Here is a 287-nt window from a genome sequence, read left to right on the forward strand (position 1 = left end):
GCGGAAGTGATGTATTCCCAGATGATGATGTATTGATTTCTCCAGACGGGGAAGTTCTTCTGAGAGAGAACGCAGTGCCATACTTAGTCACGTTACTGGGATTTCAAGAACGACGAGGTGAATTGTAAATTGTGCATGGAACAGCTGCAACACAAGATTGAAAATGAAATCGCTATTTTAAAGTGTTTCATCGCTCGGTATGAGTGGGTGAATGACTCCGAATCAATTTGTATGGTAATTGCCTACAGGTATGCCTTGCAGGCGTTTATAGAAGTGTATGAGTTAAC

At 41.8% G+C, this 287-nt stretch carries 1 protein-coding gene; it reads left to right on the plus strand.

Going from position 1 to position 287, the window contains the following annotated elements; genetic code table 11:
- Positions 1-128 (plus strand): YqaI family protein (locus tag ACQRBL_RS32810; protein WP_427736497.1); only part of this gene is annotated, 128 nt, incomplete at its 5' end.
- Between the last annotated feature and the right edge of the window lie 159 nt (positions 129-287).

It is taken from the genome of Bacillus sp. AF62 (genome assembly GCF_050312695.1).
GTDB classification, from domain to species: Bacteria; Bacillota; Bacilli; order Bacillales; family Bacillaceae_G; genus Bacillus_A; species Bacillus_A cereus.